The following is a 15653-nucleotide window of genomic DNA, read 5'->3' as shown; positions in this document are numbered from 1 at the left end:
CAGCGCTGGCCAAGATGCTGGCGCAGCTCGACGCGAACCCGGGCGGCATCGACTTCTCCTCACTCAACCTGCGCTACCTGTCCGATACCGGCTCGGCCAAGACCGGCCTGCGTTACTCCATGGGAGCCTCACCCGTCAGGCGCACCGGTGAGAACCGACGAGCGGACGGGGTCAAGGCGGTGAAGGAGGCATCGGACGCGTTCTTCGTCTGGCTGGCCCTCCGGCCGTCCGCGTTCTGGGTCAACCTCAACCCCACCGAACCGGATCGCATCGTCGACCCCGCGTTCGGACGCACCGACGCGGGGCGCGTCCTGCTCCAGGCCGATCTGCGGATGAAGAAGACGATCGCGCAGCTGATTCACCCGGACGGCAAGCTCGGCGAGGAGTACCACAGCAGGCTTCGAGGAACGTGCATGTCCATGCGCACCTGGATCGTGCCGGGTGAGGCCAAGGTGCGTGCGACGCCGGACGAGCTGTACATCATGGACGCGCCGCTCTCGGTGAAGATGGAGACCCAGTACCTGAAGGGGCGCGGCGCCGGAGAGGCAGCATCGTGCGCGCAGCAGGAGAAGTCGGTCGAGCAGCACAACGAGTCCGTCTTCCGGAGCATGATCCTGCCGCGTGTGGAAGAGGCGGTGAACACCGCGCCGGAGTACGCGGAGCTGCGACGGGTGTACCTCAGCCGGGTGGCGGCCGAGTGGTACCGCGATGGCAGCCGACGCGAGAACGCCACGTACGCGAAGCTGATCGACCAGGGGGACGTCAGCCGCTGGACCGCCAAGAGCGACTGGAAGCCGCGGGACACCTTCGACGCCTACGTCGACTCCTACACCAAGGTCGAGTTCAAGGTGACGCGCCGCACGACGGAGGGCGACGCCATCTACGAGAAGACGTACGTGTTCGGCGGTGTGGACCTGACGAACGTCCCGTTCCGGAAGGTGGACGCCGGCCGGTTCAAGGGCGAGTGGCCCGACGCGTCCGCGACGGTGGACCGGTCCTGGGACAGGCCGGTGCGAGGCGCCGGAACGCGGCAGATCCTGCTGAGCGGTGGGCCGTCTCCCGACGAGGCGCGGAGCGCGGACGACGACCGGGGCTTCTCCTGGGTGGCTTTCGTCGATTCGGTCCCCTTCCGCTGGGCCTTTCTGGCTGCCGTGATCGTCGCCTTCGTCACCGTCAAACGGAGGTTGCGCCGTTCCGGTTCCAGGGGCGCGGGAGGCTGAAGCGCTCGCAGCGGGGGGCGGGGGGAGGGGCGGTGGGACGGGAGGGGCGTCGGGGAGAATCGGGGGCGTAGAGCGGGGCGGTCCGTAGTGGCCGGCCCGGTGGAGACCGTTCAAGGAGCGCACATGTCCGTCCCCTCTGGCCCCTCCTTTCACGATGTGCAGATCGATGCCCTCGGTGGCGGCCCCGCCGACATCGCTCAGTACCGCGGCAAGGCCGTCCTCGTCGTCAACGTCGCCTCCCGGTGTGGGCTGACGCCGCAGTACGCCGCCCTGGAGAAGCTCCAGCAGCGGTATGCCGAGCGCGGCTTCACGGTGCTGGGTGTGCCCTGCAATCAGTTCATGGGGCAGGAGCCGGGCAGCGCGGAGGAGATCGCGACCTTCTGCTCGGCCACCTACGGCGTGACGTTTCCGCTGACGGAGAAGACCGACGTCAACGGCGAGGGCCGGCACCCGCTGTACGCCGGGCTGGTGGACACCGCCGACGCCGAGGGGCACACAGGTGACATTCGATGGAATTTCGAGAAGTTCCTCATCGCCCCCGATGGCACGGTCGCCGCTCGGTTCAGCCCCCGTACCGAGCCTGACGCTCCCGAGGTGACGGCCGCCATCGAGGCCGTTCTGCCCGCCTGACGGCGCCCACCGCCCCGTACGCTCCGTATCTTGACCGGGGCGATGGGCGGACCAAGGGGGAGCCGGGCATGTGGGGGCGAGGACTGCCGCGGGCGGTGCGGTTGCTGGTGGTCGCGCGGGCGGTGAATCGGCTCGGGGCCTTCTCGCTGCCGTTCCTCACCGTGCTCATCAGCACGGACTACGGGACGAGCGCCGCCACCGCCGGGCTCGTCACGGCGGGTTTCGGGCTCGCCTCGATCCCGTCGCGGCTGGCCGGCGGGCGGCTCGCGGACCGGATCGGGCGGCGGCGCACGATGGTGCTCGGCCTGACCGGCTGCGCCGTCACCCAGCTCGGCGTCGCCGGCGCCCGGTCGCTCGCGGCGGTCGCGGTCTGGGCGGTGCTCCTCGGGCTGGTCTTCGAGCTGTACGAGCCGCCGAGCCAGGCCATGATCGCCGACGCCGTGGGCCCCGCCGACCGGGTGCGCGCCTTCGGCCTGCTCAACGCCGCCCTCGCCGCCGGCGGCATGGGCGCCGGACTGCTCGCGGCCGCGCTCGGCCGCTGGGGGCTGCGGTGGCTGTTCGTCGTGGACGCGCTGACGTGCCTGGTCTGCGCGGTGGTCGTGCAGCTGGCCCTGCCGGCCGATCACGCGTCCGGCGGTGACCGGGCGCGCGAGCCGCTGGAAGAGGGAGCCGCCCGCGTCCGCCCCTGGCGCGACACAGCGCTGCTGCTCATGCTGCTCTCCGGCACGGTGTTCGCGCTTGTCTACTCGCAGCTCCTGATGGCGCTGCCGCTGGCCCTGGAGCGGCGCGGCCTGGAACCCGCGGACGCGGGGCTCCTCCTCACCGTCTCCGCCGTGACGGTCGTCGCCGCGCAGCCCGCGCTCCGCGTGCGCCGGTTCGCGGAACTGCCCGCTCCGGCGGCGCTCGCACTCGGGTACGTCCTCTTCGGCGCGGGCATCGCGGGCTACGGGCTCGCCCACACGCTGCCCGGACACGTCGCGGCCACCGTGGTGTGGAGCCTGGGCGACGCGTTCCTGCTCGGCCGGGCGTTCGCCGTGGTCGCCGGGCTCGCCCCGCCCGGCGGCACCGGCCGCTACCTGGCCGTGTACGGACTCTGCTGGGGCATCGCCGCCGTGGCCGCGCCGATCACCGGTACGCAGCTCCTCCAGCACGCCGGGGTGACGCCGCTGTGGCTGGGCACGGGTGCCCTCTGCCTGCTCCTGGCCGCCGCCCAGCCGCTGCTCGTCCGGACGGGTGCCGCCGACGGCGAACCGGCGTCCGGAACGGCCGCCCGGGAGTGTGGGGAACGGGAGTGTGAGGAACCAGCCACCGGCACCCCTTGAGGGATCGAACACGCGTGGGGTTAGCATATGAGCGCCGCCTAGCTCGAAAGATACGCCTGTGACTGTCAATGACGACACGTTCGCCAACTGGAAGTACCGCGAGGAGATCGCGGAGTCGATGATCCCGATCATCGGGAAGCTGCACCGGGAGCGGGACGTGACCGTCCTGGTCCACAGCCGCTCCTTGGTGAACAAGTCGGTGGTCAGCATCCTCAAGACCCACCGGTTCGCCCGGCAGATCGCGGGGGAGGAGCTCGCGGTCACCGAGACGATGCCGTTCCTGCGCGCTCTGACCACGCTCGACCTCGGCCCGTCGCAGATCGACATCGGCATGCTCGCCGCCACCTACCAGGCGGACGACCGCGGCCTGTCGGTGGAGGAGTTCACCGCAGAGGCCGTCGCCGGGGCGCTGGGTGACGACAAGATCGAGCGCCGCGAGGGGCGCGACGTCGTCCTCTACGGCTTCGGTCGCATCGGCCGCCTGCTCGCCCGGCTGCTCATCGAGAAGGCCGGCTCGGGCAACGGCCTGCGGCTGCGCGCCATCGTGGTCCGCAAGGGCGCGGGCCAGGACATCGTGAAGCGCGCCTCGCTGCTGCGGCGCGACTCCATCCACGGCCAGTTCCAGGGCACGATCACCGTGGACGAGGCGAACAGCCGGATCATCGCCAACGGCACCGAGATCCAGGTGATCTACTCCGACGACCCGACGGCCGTGGACTACACGGCGTACGGGATCAAGGACGCCATCCTCATCGACAACACCGGCAAGTGGCGCGACCGCGAGGGGCTGTCGAAGCACCTCCAGCCCGGGATCGCCAAGGTCGTGCTGACCGCGCCGGGCAAGGGCGACGTCCCGAACGTCGTCCACGGCGTCAACCACGACATGATCAAGCCGGACGAGCAGATCATCTCCTGCGCGTCCTGCACCACCAACGCGATCGTCCCGCCGCTGAAGGCGATGGCGGACGAGTACGGCGTCCTCAACGGCCACGTCGAGACCGTCCACTCGTTCACCAACGACCAGAACCTGCTGGACAACTACCACAACTCGGACCGTCGTGGCCGTTCCGCGCCGCTGAACATGGTCATCACCGAGACCGGCGCCGCCTCCGCCGTCGCGAAGGCGCTGCCCGACCTCAAGGCGCGGATCACCGGCAGCTCCATCCGCGTGCCGGTGCCGGACGTCTCGATCGCCATCCTCAACCTGCGGCTGGCCCGCGAGACGACCCGCGAGGACGTCCTCGACTACCTCCGCAACGTGTCGCTGACCTCGCCGCTCAAGCGCCAGATCGACTTCATCAGCGCGCCCGACGCCGTCTCCAGCGACTTCATCGGCTCGCGCCACGCGTCGATCGTCGACGCCGGCGCCACCAAGGTCGAGGGCGACAACGCGATCCTCTACCTCTGGTACGACAACGAGTTCGGCTACTCGTGCCAGGTCGTCCGCGTCGTCCAGCACGTCTCCGGGGTGGAGTACCCGACGTACCCGGCGCCGGTGGTCTGACCCGACGGCCCGGCGGTACCTCTCACGATCACCGGCCGCACCACCCGGGATCACCGGCCGCTCCCTCGTCACGCGTCGTGGCGGGGGAGCGGCCCTTTTTCGCCGCGACCGATGACACGTGACCTGTGACACCGTAATGTGAAATTGTACTGACGTTCGCTCCAGTCCCAGGAGGAAAGGCCGTGCCCGAAGCCGCCGCCGCCCCCATCCGTACGATGAGCCACGACCTGCCGGTGTCCGAGGAACTGGCGGCGTTCATGGGAGCCGGCTGGGCGCCCGTACCGTCCCCCGACGGCATCCGGTCGCCCATCGCGGACACCGCCGCCGCGCGCCGCTCCCGCCTCTCCGCCCGCTTCCCGGGCGAGCGGCTGATCGTGCCGGCCGGCACGGCGAAGGTCCGCTCCAACGACTGCGACTTCCGGTTCCGCCCGCACAGCGCCTACGCCTGGCTCACCGGCCTGACCGGCGAGGACCAGGCCGGCCACGTCCTCGTCCTGGAGCCGGACGGCCCGCACCGGCACCAGGCGGTGCTGTACGTCCGGCCGCGCCCGCCGCGCTCCGCCGCCTCCTCCGCGTTCTACCGTGACCGCCGCCACGGCGAGTTCTGGGTCGGCCGGTCCGCCGACCCCGCCGAGACCGAGCGCGCGACGGGCATCCGCTGCACGCCCCTGGACCCCGACGCCGCCCTCCCGCCCGGCCGCGACGCCGCCACCGACGCCGAACTCGCCACCGTGCTCAGCGAGTTGCGGCTCGTCAAGGACGCCTGGGAGGTCGGGCAGCTGCAACAGGCCGTGGACCACACCGCCGCCGGCTTCGAGGACGTCGTCCGGGCCCTCCCACGCGCCCTGGCGCACCCGCGCGGCGAGCGCTGGATCGAGGGCGTCTTCGGGCTGCGCGCCCGCGCCGAGGGCAACGGCACCGGGTACGAGACCATCGCCGCGTCCGGCGCGCACGCCTGCGTCCTGCACTGGACGCGCAACGACGGCCGGCTGGACCCGCACGACCTGCTCCTCCTCGACGCCGGCGTGGAGACGGACACCCTCTACACCGCCGACATCACCCGCACCCTCCCGCTCTCCGGCCGCTTCTCGCCCGTCCAGCGGCAGGTCTACGAACTCGTCCTCGCCGCCCAGGAAGCGGGCATCGCCGCCCTCAAACCCGGCGCGAGCTTCCGCGACTTCCACCGGGCCGGCATGCGCGTCATCGCCGAGGGCCTCGCCGACTGGGGCGTCCTCGCGACCCCCGACGGCGACCTCCACCGCCGCTACACCCTCTGCAGCAGCGGCCACATGCTCGGCCTGGACGTCCACGACTGCGCCCAGGCGCGCGCCGACGCCTACCTAGACGGCGTCCTGGAGGAGGGCCAGGTCCTGACCGTCGAGCCCGGCCTCTACCTCCAGCCCGACGACGAGACGCTGCCGCCCGCACTGCGCGGCATCGGCGTGCGCATCGAGGACGACCTCGTCATCACGGCCGACGGCGCGCGGCTGATGTCGGGGGCACTGCCGCGGACGCCGGACGCGATCGAGGCGTGGATGGGGGAACTGGCCGCGTCAGCCCGGTAGTCGGGGGACGAACGGTGCCGCTCCGGCCGGCGGCTGTACGAGCCCCGACCCGCCGGTGTGAGGCGTTCCGACGTAGCCCTCGGCCGGAGTGGGCAGGGCGTCGACGCACGCCGCCGAGCAGGCGTTGACCAGGAGCGGCAGCACGTCGCGCCCCGAGGTGTGCAAGGAGATCCAGACCTGACGGAACGTCCCTTCCGGTGAGCCGGGCTCGTCCTCCGCGACGCAGTCGCAGCGGTCGACCGAGGAGCGGCGGTCGCCGGGACCGACGGCGTCGGCCCAGCGGTTGGATACCGGCCGGTGGGGTATCTCGCTCATCCGCACACCACAGCGACGGCGGTGGCGCGTGGCGTTCGGCTGACGCGCCAAGTGGACCCCTCAGTCCGCGTGGCCCCGGCCCGGATGGACCCGTTCCAGCGCCTCCCAGCCGCTGTCCCGTTCCCGTACGGCCTCCTCCGCCTGGGCGCCGCCGCGCAGGCCGAACAGGCGCTTGGCATAGAGGAGATAGGCCACCACGGCGAGATTGACGATCAGGGTGCACACCTTCAACGGGCTGACGCGCTCGTGGAGTTCGTAGACCTCGGGGAGCAACAGCACGCTCGTCGCGACGAAGGTCAGGTACTCGGCCCAGCGCGCGGCGCGCCACAGCCCGTACGCCTCCACGCCCTCCAGGACCGCGTACGCGGCGATGACGAGGCCGATCACCCACAGCGTGCGGTCGTGCGCGGCGAACGCCTTGTCCAAGTCGCCGAGCAGGCCGTGGCCGTGGACACCGCTCGGGCCGCCGACGCCGTTCTGGAGGTCGTCCACGACGCGGTAGAAGGGGCCGCGGAGGCGGGAGCGCTCGCGGGCGAAGACGAAGACGGCGACGGCGAGGACGGCGAGCACCACGAAGTGCACCAGGCGGTCGAGGGCGATCAGGCGGAGGACGTATCGGTCTCGCAGCGGACGCCCCCGGAGCGGGAGTTCGATGGCGTCGCGCCCCTCGGGGACCTCGCGTTCCGGGTGGTCCGGCGGGGGCAGCGGCAGCCACGCGTCGCAGCGCAGGCAGCGGTGCCAGCGGTGGCCGTCGGGTGTCTCGCGCACCACGAGCGCGTCCTCGGGGCGGACGCGGGCGGCGTCGGTGCCGACGAGGCGGTGGCCGTGCAGCGCGCACTCCAGCAGCTCGTAGCCGATCCGGCGGCGGCGCGGCCGTACGCCCGGGGCGGGCTCCAAGGCCGGGGCGGGCTTTGGGTTCGGGGCCGGCCCTGGCGTCGGGGTGTCCGTCACTGATGTCCCCCTTCGATCGGTCCGCGCAGGATTATGCCGATCCGGCGGGTGCGGCACGCCGCGCTTGACGCCGTCATTGCCTGGGGCGGGGTGTCGCGGGAGCCGGTTGGCCGTTTGTTCGAAACGACTCTTGGCAGGCTCTGTGCAATGTGAAATATTACAGCGCATGCCCTCCAGCGACTCCCCGGACGTCATCGTCGTCGGAGCGGGCGTGATCGGTGCCGCCTGCGCCTACTACGCCGCCCGCGCCGGCCTGTCCGTCACCGTGCTCGACCGCGGGCCCGTCGCCGGCGGGACGACGGGAGCCGGCGAGGGCAACCTCCTCGTCTCCGACAAGGAGCCGGGACCGGAGCTCGAACTCGCGCTGCGCTCCACCGAGTTGTGGCGGGAGCTGGCCGACGTTCTCCCGGCGGCCGTCGAGTACGAGGCCAAGGGCGGGCTGGTCGTCGCCTCCGAGGCCGCGGGGGCGGACGCGCTCCGGGCGTTCGCCGACCGCCAGGCGGCAGCGGGCGTGGCCGCCGTCGAAGTGCCGGCGGACGGGCTCCGCGACCTGGAACCCCACCTCGCCCCGGGTCTCGCGGGCGGCTTCCTCTACCCGCAGGACGCCCAGGTGCAGCCCGCGCTCGCCGCCGCCCACCTGCTGCGCGCCTCGGGCGCCCGGGTGCGTACCGGCGAGCGGGTGACCGCCGTCCTCACCGGCCCCCGCGGCGAGGTGCGCGGCGTCCGGACGCCCGCCGGCGCCGTCCACGCGCCGTACGTCGTCAACGCCGCCGGCACCTGGGGCGGCGAGGTGGCCCGGCTGGCCGGGGCACACCTGCCCGTCCTGCCGCGCCGCGGCTTCGTGCTCGTCACCGAACCGCTGCCGCGCGTCGTCCGGCACAAGGTGTACGCGGCGGACTACGTCGCCGACGTGGCCAGCGGGTCGGCCGCCCTCCAGACCTCGGCGGTCGTCGAGGGCACCCCGGCGGGCCCGGTACTCATCGGAGCCAGCCGGGAGCGGGTCGGCTTCGACCGCGCGCTGTCCGCCGAGGCGCTGCGCCGCCTCGCGGCGGGGGCCGCCGCCCTGTTCCCGGTGCTCGCCCGCGTGCGCGTCCTGCGGACGTACGCCGGCTTCCGCCCGTACCTCCCCGACCACCTCCCCGCCATCGGCCCCGACCCGCACGTCCCCGGCCTCCTCCACGCCTGCGGCCACGAGGGCGCGGGCATCGGCCTCGCCCCGGCCACCGGCGCGCTGATCGCCGCCCTGCTGACGGATGGTCGACCTCCGGTCGACCCGCGGCCGTTCGCGCCGGAGCGGTTCGCGGCGGTGGCGGCATGAGCGCGGCTGTGCGCGGGGGGCGGTGGCCCCCGCCGCGTCCGGCGCTCCTACCGCCCGCGCCGCTTCACCGAAGGGCTGCGCGCCGCTCTCGCCGTCCGGTACCGGCCGGAGGCGTGCCCCGGCCCGCCGGTTCAGCCGGTTCACCATGCCGTGGCGACTCGGGTGTTCCGCACCCGGTTCCGCCGTGCGGGCGGGCGCGCCCGTGCCGCTCCGGCGCGCGTACGCGTCCGCATCCCACGGGTGCGTGCGCGGCGGCGCCGTGCGAACGCGCCGGTGCGGCGCGGCGGCGCCGCGCCCGGGACCATCGCGCGTCCTTCCCCACCAGGCGTCATCGGGACGCCGAGTCATCGTCCCCCGAGTCACCCCACCGAAAGGAGCCCCGCCATGGCGCGCCGCCGCGCACCCGGCGTTCCGCACGACACCGCCGCGTTCGACATCAGCTTTGACGGGCGTCCCGTCCGTGCCCTGCCCGGTCAGACGATCGCCGCCGCGCTGTGGGGCGCCGGCGTGGTCGCCTGGCGGACGACGCGGGTCGGCGGCCGGCCGCGCGGCGCGTTCTGCGGGATCGGGCAGTGCTACGACTGCCTCGCCACCGTCAACGGCGAGCCCAACCGGCGGGCCTGCCTGGTGGCGGCCCGGCCCGGGGACGCCGTCACCACGCAGGAGGGGAACGGCCGTGCCGGACTCGCCGTCTGAGCCCCGGGCCCCGCTCGATGGATACGACCTCGATGGTTACGACCTCGCGGTGATCGGCGCGGGCCCCGCCGGGACGGCCGGCGCGGTCGCCGCGGCCGGGCTGGGGCTGTCCGTCGCGCTCCTCGACGCCGCCGACCGGCCCGGCGGCCAGTACTTCCGGGGTACCGCCTCAAGCACACCTCAGGGCGGGGCCGCCTTCGCCGCCCTGCGCGCGCGCATGGCGACGAGCCGCGTCGACCACCTCGCCGCGCACCACGTCTGGTCCGTGACCCGGGACGGCGAGGACGCGTGGAGCGTCCACGCCCTCACCGGCCCCGACGGTGACGGCGGTGAGCCGGTACGGGTCCGGGCCCGGGCGGTGCTCCTGGCGGCCGGCGCGCAGGAGCGTCAACTCCCGTTTCCCGGCTGGACGCTTCCCGGCGTCGTGGGCGCGGGCGGCGCTCAGGCGATGCTCAAGTCCGGGCTCGTCCTGCCCGGGAAACGCGTCGTCGTCGCGGGCAGCGGGCCGCTGCTGCTCGCCGTCGCCTCCTCGCTGGCCGCCGCCGGCGCGCGGGTCCCGGCCGTCGTCGAGGCGTCCGGCTACCTCGGCTACGCCCGCCACCCGCGCGCCCTCGCCGTCAACCCGCACAAGGCACTCGAAGCCGCGTACCACGGCGGGGCGTTGCTCCGGCGCCGGGTGCCGGTACGCACCCGGAGCGCGGTCACCCGCGTGCACGGCACCGACCGGGTGGAGGCCGTCACGGTCACCCGCCTCGACCGCGACTGGCGGCCCGTCCCCGGCACCGGCCGCCGGATCGCCTGCGACGCGCTCGCCGTCGGCCACGGCCTGGAGCCGCGCATCGAACTGGCCACCGGCCTCGGCTGCGCCACCCGCCGCACCCCCGACGGAACCGATGCCCTCGTTGTGAACGGCTTCCAGGAGACCACCGTTCCCGGCCTCTGGGCCGCAGGGGAGACCGCCGGGGTTGGTGGCTGGCAACTTGCTTGGAGTGAGGGCGAGTTGGCCGCCGTCGCGGCAGCCGTGCGGCTCTCCGGCCGGGTCGGTCCCGCCGTGAGCGAGCGCCTGCGGGCCCTGCGCCGACGCCGCGACCGGCTGCGCTCCTTCGCCGACGCGATGGCCGCCGCCCACGCCCCGGGGAAGGGCTGGACGGACTGGCTCACCGACGACACGGACGTCTGCCGCTGCGAGGAGGTGACCGCGGGCCGCGTCCGCGAGGCCGTCGCCGACCTCGGCGCCCGCGACGCACGGACCGTCAAACTCCTCACCCGCGCGGGCATGGGCTGGTGCCAGGGCCGCGTCTGCGGCACCGCCGTGTCCTGCCTGGCCGCCGGCGGTACGGCACCGGGGTCCGTACCGCCGACACCGGCCCGCCGGCCGTTCGCCGTACCCGTACCGCTCGGGGCGCTGGCCGCGCTTGACGAGGGGGAAGGTGGTGAGTCTACGGGGGTCGCCGGCCTGGGGCGGTGCGGCGCCGCCGGGCCCGGCGGTCAGGGCCCTTACGTACTCGGCGAGTTCGCCGATCGGACCCTGGACGGGGTGGGAACCCGCGGCGGGCAGGGAGCAGCCGCAACCGGGCTGCGCGACAGCCGGGCGCCGTACGGGCAGAGTGCGCCGGAAGCCCAACGGCCTTCATCGCCGCCCCCGTTCGGCATCCGGGACGCTTCCGGCCCCGGCGCGGTCGGCGTCCACGAGCCCCGCGATCCGGTCGTGCCCGTACAGCGGCGGGGAACCCGTGGACCGGGCACGCCCGGCGGGCAGCGACCCCCGGCCCCCGACGGGCGGGAACCCGCCCAACCCGCCCGCCCCGCCGAGCCCGGCCGCTCGGAGCCGTCCCGTCCCGGCGGCCCGGAAGCCCCCGCCCCACCCGTCGACTGACCACGGCCACCGCCCCCTTGTGGGCACCCCCACCCCTTAATAAAATGTCATACAGCACAGAAGGGCATCGGCATGACCGCCACCTCCTGGAACACCACCCATCCCTGGCGCGGCGTCATGGTCGCCACCGCGCTCCCTTTCCATCAGAGCGACGGCGACCTCACGGACGGCGACCTCACGATCGACCACGACGCCTACGCCGCCCACGTCCGCCGGCTGCTCGACGGCGGGTGCGACGGCGTCGTCCCCAACGGGTCGCTCGGCGAGTACCAGACGCTCACCGACGAGGAGCGGGCCCGCGTGGTGCGGACCGCCGTCGAGGCGGCGGGGGACGGGGCCCGGGTGATGCCGGGGGTGTCGGCGTACGGATCGGGCGAGGCGCGGCGGTGGGCCGAGCAGGCCGCCGAGGCCGGGTGCGGTTCCGTGCTGCTGCTGCCGCCGAACGGCTACCGCGCCGACGAGCGTGCCGTCCGGGCCCACTACGCGGAGGTCGCGAAGGCCGGGGTGCCGGTCGTGGCGTACAACAACCCCATCGACACCAAGGTCGACCTGACCCCCGAGCTGCTGGCCGCCCTCCACCGCGACGGGTCGATCGTCGCCGTCAAGGAGTTCTCCGGCGACGTCCGGCGGGCCTACGAGATCGCCGAACTCGCGCCCGGGCTCGACCTGCTCGTCGGCGCCGACGACGTCCTGCTGGAGCTGGTGACCGCCGGCGCCGTCGGCTGGATCGCCGGATACCCCAACGCGTTCCCCGCCGCCTGCGCCGCCCTCTACCGGGCCGCCGCCGACGGCGACCTCGGCGCCGCGCTGCCGCTCTACCGCTCCCTGCACCCGCTGCTGCGCTGGGACTCGCGGACGGAGTTCGTGCAGGCCATCAAGGTGTCCATGGACGTCGTCGGGTTCCGGGGCGGTCCCAGCCGGCCGCCGCGGCTGCCGCTCGCCCCGGACGTCGAGGCCCTGGTGCGCGCCGCCACCGAGAAGGCCGTCGCCGACGGACACCACTGACCCCGACCTCGCGAGAAAGCCAGACGCGAGAAGCCAGAAAGGACGTCCGTGCGCACCCGCCACGTCTTCCACGCCGTCGACTCGCACACCGAGGGCATGCCCACCCGCGTCGTCACCGGCGGCGTCGGGGTGATCCCCGGCGCCACCATGGCCGAGCGGCGGCGGCACTTCACCGGGCACCTGGACCACCTCCGCACCCTCCTGATGTACGAGCCGCGCGGCCACGCCTCGATGAGCGGCGCGATCCTCCAGCCCCCGACCCGCCCCGACGCCGACTACGGGGTCCTCTACATCGAGGTCTCCGGGGTGCTGCCGATGTGCGGCCACGGCACGATCGGCGTCGCCACCGTCCTCGTCGAGACCGGCATGGTGCCCGTCGTCGAACCCGTCACCACCGTCCGCCTCGACACCCCGGCCGGGCTCGTCACCGTCGACGTGCGGGTGGAGGACGGCGCGGCGAAGGCGGTGACGCTCACCAACGTGCCGTCGTTCTGCGCCGCCCTGGACCGGAAGATCGACGTCCCCGGGTACGGCACGGTGACCTACGACCTCGCCTTCGGCGGCAACTTCTACGCCTTCGTCGAACTCGACGCCCTGGGACTGCCGTTCGACCGGGACCGCAAGGACGAGCTGCTGGCCGCCGGACTCGCCGTCATGGAGGCGGTCAACGCCTCGCCGGACCGGCCCGTCCACCCCGAACACCCCGAGATCGGCGGACTCAAGCACGTCTACCTGGCCGCCCCCGGCTCGGACGCGTACCACTCGCGGCACGCGATGGCCATCCACCCCGGCTGGTTCGACCGCTCGCCCTGCGGCACCGGCACCTCCGCCCGGATGGCCCAGCTGCACGCCCGCGGCGCCCTCCCGCTCGGCCGCGACTTCCTCAACGAGTCCTTCATCGGCACCCGGTTCACCGGCCGCCTGGTCGCGGAGACCGAGGTCGGCGGGGTCCCGGCCGTGGTCCCAGCCATCACCGGACGCGCCTGGATCACCGGCACCGCCCAGTACTTCCTCGACCCGGACGACCCCTTCCCCGGAGGCTTCCTCCTGTGACTCCCGCCCCCGCCTCGTACACCTCCTCCAATCCGGCCGATCCGGCCGACGTCCTCACCGAGTTCACCGCGCCCGGCCCGCGCGCCGCCGAGGACGCCGTCGCACGGGCCCGCGCCGCCCAGCCCGAGTGGCGGGGCGCCGGCGCCCGCTCGGCGGTCCTCTCCACGATCGCCGGGGCGATCGAGGACGCCACCGCCGAACTCGCCGCCCTCGCCGTACGCGAGGTGGGCAAGCCCGTCACCGAGGCGCGCGCCGAGGTGGCCCGTACGGTCGCGATCTGGCGCTACTACGCCCAGGCACCGTACGAGCCCACCGGCACCGTCCACGAACCAGCCGCCGGGCGGGGCCTGTTGCTCACCCGCCGCCGCCCGCACGGCGTCGCGGGCCTCGTCACGCCGTGGAACTTCCCGTTCGCCATCCCGAGCTGGAAGGCCGCGCCCGCCCTGGCGGCCGGCAACACCGTCGTCCTCAAACCCGCGCCCGAGGCCACCGTCTGCGCCCTTCGCCTCGCCGAGATCATCCAACGGGAGCTTCCGGGCGGGGTGTTCACGGTCGTCCCGGGCGGCGCGGCGGAGGGCGCCGCCGTCCTCGGCGCGGCCGACGCCGTCTCGTTCACCGGCTCGACGGCCGTCGGCGCCCGCGTCGTCGCCGCGGCGACCGCCCGCGGCGTCCCGGTCCAGGCCGAGACGGGCGGGCTGAACGCCGCGATCGTGCTGCCCGACGCCGACATCGGACGGGCCGCCGCGCACATCGCCGCCGCCATCGCCGGGTACGCGGGCCAGAAGTGCACCGCCACCGGCCGGGTCATCGCCGTGGGCGCCGCCCTCGACCCCCTCCGCGAGGCCCTGGCCGAGGCCGTCCGCGCGCTGCCGGCCGGCGACCCCGCCGACCCCGCGACGGTCTGCGGTCCCGTGATCTCCGCGCGGGCCCGCGACCGGGTGGCCGAGGCGGCGGACGGCCTGTCCGTCCTCGCCGCCGGGCCCGCCCCCGAGGGGCCCGGGTGGTACGCGGCCCCGACGCTGGTGGAGAAGGTGCCGCCGGGGCACCGGCTGCTCACCGAGGAGGTGTTCGGGCCGATCGCGGCCCTGCTGCCCGCCGCCGACCTCACCGAGGCCGTACGGATCACCGACTCCGTCTCCTACGGGCTGGTCACGTCGGTGCACACGGCCGGTCTGGACGCCGTCCTGCACGGGCTCGACGCGCTCCGCACCGGCATGGTCCGCGTCAACGCCCCCACCACCGGCGTGGACTTCCACCTCCCCTTCGGCGGCACGGGAGCCTCCGGCCACGGGCCGCGCGAACAGGGCCGCGCGGCGCTGGAGTTCTACACGGCCGAGCGCACGTACACGCTGCTGCCGCACGATGCCGGGTGAGGCAGCGGGATGACACGGCAAGTGGGGCAAAACGCAATGTGACATTGTACGCTGGTGGTCCAGTCCATCGGGGCGCGAAAGGGACACCATGGGCCACCTCAAGCAGCGCAATCTCATCACCGCCCGGGAGCGCTTGCGCGACCAGGTCGCCCACGCCCTGCGCGCCGCGCTGATCTCCGGCGAGCTGCGCCCGGGCGAGGTCTACTCCGCGCCCGGCCTCGCCGCGGACTTCGGCGTCTCCGCGACGCCCGTCCGCGAGGCCATGCTCGACCTCGCCCGGGAGGGGCTGGTCGAACCGGTCCGCAACAAGGGCTTCCGGGTCACCGAGGTCGACGAGCGCGACCTGGACCAGTACACCGAGATCCGCACGCTGATCGAGGTGCCCATGGTCGGCCGGATCACCCGGACCGCCGACCGCGCGGACCTGGAGGCGCTCCGCCCGGTCGCCGAGGAGATCGTGCGCGCCGCCCGCGAGCACGACCTCATCGGCTACCTGGAGGCCGACCGGCTCTTCCACCTCACCCTCCTCGGCCTCTCCGGCAACGAGCGGCTGGTCGAGACCGTCGGCGACCTCCGGAAGCGCTCCCGCCTCTACGGCCTCACCGCCCTCGACGAGCGGAACGAGCTCATCCCGTCCGCCGAGGAGCACGTCGAACTCCTGGACCTGATGCTCGCCGGCGACGCGGCGGCCGCCGAGGCGTGCATGGCCCGGCACCTCGGCCACGTCCGCTCCCTCTGGGCCGCGAACGCGGCAGCGGAGGCCGCGGAGCGGCCCGCCCTCCGCAAGACGGCCGGCGCCCGCCCCTGACGCGGCCGCGCGGCGCG

At 74.1% G+C, this 15653-nt stretch carries 13 protein-coding genes and 1 pseudogene; 12 read left to right on the top strand and 2 right to left on the bottom strand.

What is annotated here, in order from left to right; genetic code table 11:
• Nucleotides 1-14 precede the first annotated feature (14 nt).
• The 5 genes from JNW98_RS18475 (at nt 15) to JNW98_RS18455 (ending at nt 6241) form a co-directional block, all read left to right on the top strand.
• A complete protein-coding gene (locus JNW98_RS18475) occupies nt 15-1220 on the top strand; it encodes a hypothetical protein (RefSeq protein ID WP_223769357.1) in 1206 nt (401 codons plus the stop codon).
• Between the two features lie 123 nt (nt 1221-1343).
• Nucleotides 1344-1850, top strand: coding sequence for a glutathione peroxidase (locus JNW98_RS18470; RefSeq protein WP_223769356.1), 507 nt, complete (start codon nt 1344-1346; stop codon nt 1848-1850).
• A gap of 68 nt (nt 1851-1918) precedes the next feature.
• Entirely contained in the window at nt 1919-3172 is a 1254-nt protein-coding gene (locus JNW98_RS18465) for an MFS transporter (RefSeq protein ID WP_223769355.1), read from the top strand.
• A gap of 58 nt (nt 3173-3230) precedes the next feature.
• Nucleotides 3231-4676, top strand: a complete 1446-nt coding sequence (locus JNW98_RS18460) for a glyceraldehyde-3-phosphate dehydrogenase (protein WP_223769354.1) — start codon at nt 3231-3233, stop codon at nt 4674-4676.
• A 215-nt stretch (nt 4677-4891) separates the two neighbouring features.
• Nucleotides 4892-6241 (top strand): aminopeptidase P family protein, encoded by a 1350-nt coding sequence (locus tag JNW98_RS18455; protein WP_223769386.1) that lies wholly within the window; start codon nt 4892-4894, stop codon nt 6239-6241.
• On the opposite strand, the gene JNW98_RS18450 is transcribed toward JNW98_RS18455, so the two are convergent.
• Nucleotides 6230-6556, bottom strand: coding sequence for a hypothetical protein (locus tag JNW98_RS18450; protein WP_223769353.1), 327 nt, complete (start codon nt 6554-6556; stop codon nt 6230-6232). The genes JNW98_RS18455 and JNW98_RS18450 overlap by 12 nt on opposite strands.
• Nucleotides 6557-6616: 60 nt before the next feature.
• Complete coding sequence (locus JNW98_RS18445) at nt 6617-7507, bottom strand: DUF2127 domain-containing protein (RefSeq protein WP_223769352.1); 891 nt, start codon at nt 7505-7507, stop codon at nt 6617-6619.
• 166 nt (nt 7508-7673) lie between these two features.
• Here JNW98_RS18445 and JNW98_RS18440 point away from each other — a divergent pair, with 166 nt between their 5' ends.
• The 7 genes and pseudogenes from JNW98_RS18440 (at nt 7674) to JNW98_RS18410 (ending at nt 15636) form a co-directional block, all read left to right on the top strand.
• Nucleotides 7674-8825, top strand: coding sequence for an NAD(P)/FAD-dependent oxidoreductase (locus JNW98_RS18440; protein ID WP_223769351.1), 1152 nt, complete (start codon nt 7674-7676; stop codon nt 8823-8825).
• A gap of 384 nt (nt 8826-9209) precedes the next feature.
• Nucleotides 9210-9521: a (2Fe-2S)-binding protein gene (locus JNW98_RS18435; RefSeq protein ID WP_223769350.1), complete on the top strand. Its 312-nt coding sequence runs from the start codon at nt 9210-9212 to the stop codon at nt 9519-9521.
• Nucleotides 9502-10944 (top strand): annotated as a pseudogene (locus JNW98_RS18430) (FAD-dependent oxidoreductase); the annotation flags it as partial. The gene JNW98_RS18435 and the pseudogene JNW98_RS18430, both read left to right, overlap by 20 nt.
• 525 nt (nt 10945-11469) lie before the next feature.
• Entirely contained in the window at nt 11470-12402 is a 933-nt protein-coding gene (locus JNW98_RS18425; protein WP_223769349.1) for a dihydrodipicolinate synthase family protein, read from the top strand.
• Between the two features lie 48 nt (nt 12403-12450).
• Complete coding sequence (locus JNW98_RS18420) at nt 12451-13455, top strand: proline racemase family protein (protein ID WP_223769348.1); 1005 nt, start codon at nt 12451-12453, stop codon at nt 13453-13455.
• On the top strand, nt 13452-14828 hold the full coding sequence (locus JNW98_RS18415) for an aldehyde dehydrogenase family protein (RefSeq protein ID WP_223769347.1): 1377 nt from the start codon (nt 13452-13454) through the stop codon (nt 14826-14828). Before JNW98_RS18420 ends, JNW98_RS18415 begins: the two co-directional genes overlap by 4 nt.
• Nucleotides 14829-14916: 88 nt before the next feature.
• On the top strand, nt 14917-15636 hold the full coding sequence (locus tag JNW98_RS18410) for a GntR family transcriptional regulator (protein ID WP_223769346.1): 720 nt from the start codon (nt 14917-14919) through the stop codon (nt 15634-15636).
• Nucleotides 15637-15653 lie beyond the last annotated feature (17 nt).

Source organism: Streptomyces huiliensis (assembly GCF_020037025.1).
GTDB classification, from domain to species: Bacteria; Actinomycetota; Actinomycetes; order Streptomycetales; family Streptomycetaceae; genus Streptomyces; species Streptomyces huiliensis.
Note: the sequence above shows the minus strand (reverse complement) of the source record. Positions and strands in the feature narration are given on the sequence as shown.

Bases quoted from the DNA above. Each gene is read 5' to 3' on its own strand.
- JNW98_RS18455 (WP_223769386.1), top strand. From the start codon at position 4,892: ATGAGCCACGACCTGCCGGTGTCCGAGGAACTGGCGGCGTTCATGGGA.
- JNW98_RS18435 (WP_223769350.1), top strand. From the start codon at position 9,210: ATGGCGCGCCGCCGCGCACCCGGCGTTCCGCACGACACCGCCGCGTTC.
- JNW98_RS18410 (WP_223769346.1), top strand. From the start codon at position 14,917: ATGGGCCACCTCAAGCAGCGCAATCTCATCACCGCCCGGGAGCGCTTG.
- JNW98_RS18470 (WP_223769356.1), top strand. From the start codon at position 1,344: ATGTCCGTCCCCTCTGGCCCCTCCTTTCACGATGTGCAGATCGATGCC.
- JNW98_RS18465 (WP_223769355.1), top strand. From the start codon at position 1,919: ATGTGGGGGCGAGGACTGCCGCGGGCGGTGCGGTTGCTGGTGGTCGCG.
- JNW98_RS18425 (WP_223769349.1), top strand. From the start codon at position 11,470: ATGACCGCCACCTCCTGGAACACCACCCATCCCTGGCGCGGCGTCATG.
- JNW98_RS18440 (WP_223769351.1), top strand. From the start codon at position 7,674: ATGCCCTCCAGCGACTCCCCGGACGTCATCGTCGTCGGAGCGGGCGTG.
- JNW98_RS18450 (WP_223769353.1), bottom strand. From the start codon at position 6,556: ATGAGCGAGATACCCCACCGGCCGGTATCCAACCGCTGGGCCGACGCC.
- JNW98_RS18475 (WP_223769357.1), top strand. From the start codon at position 15: ATGCTGGCGCAGCTCGACGCGAACCCGGGCGGCATCGACTTCTCCTCA.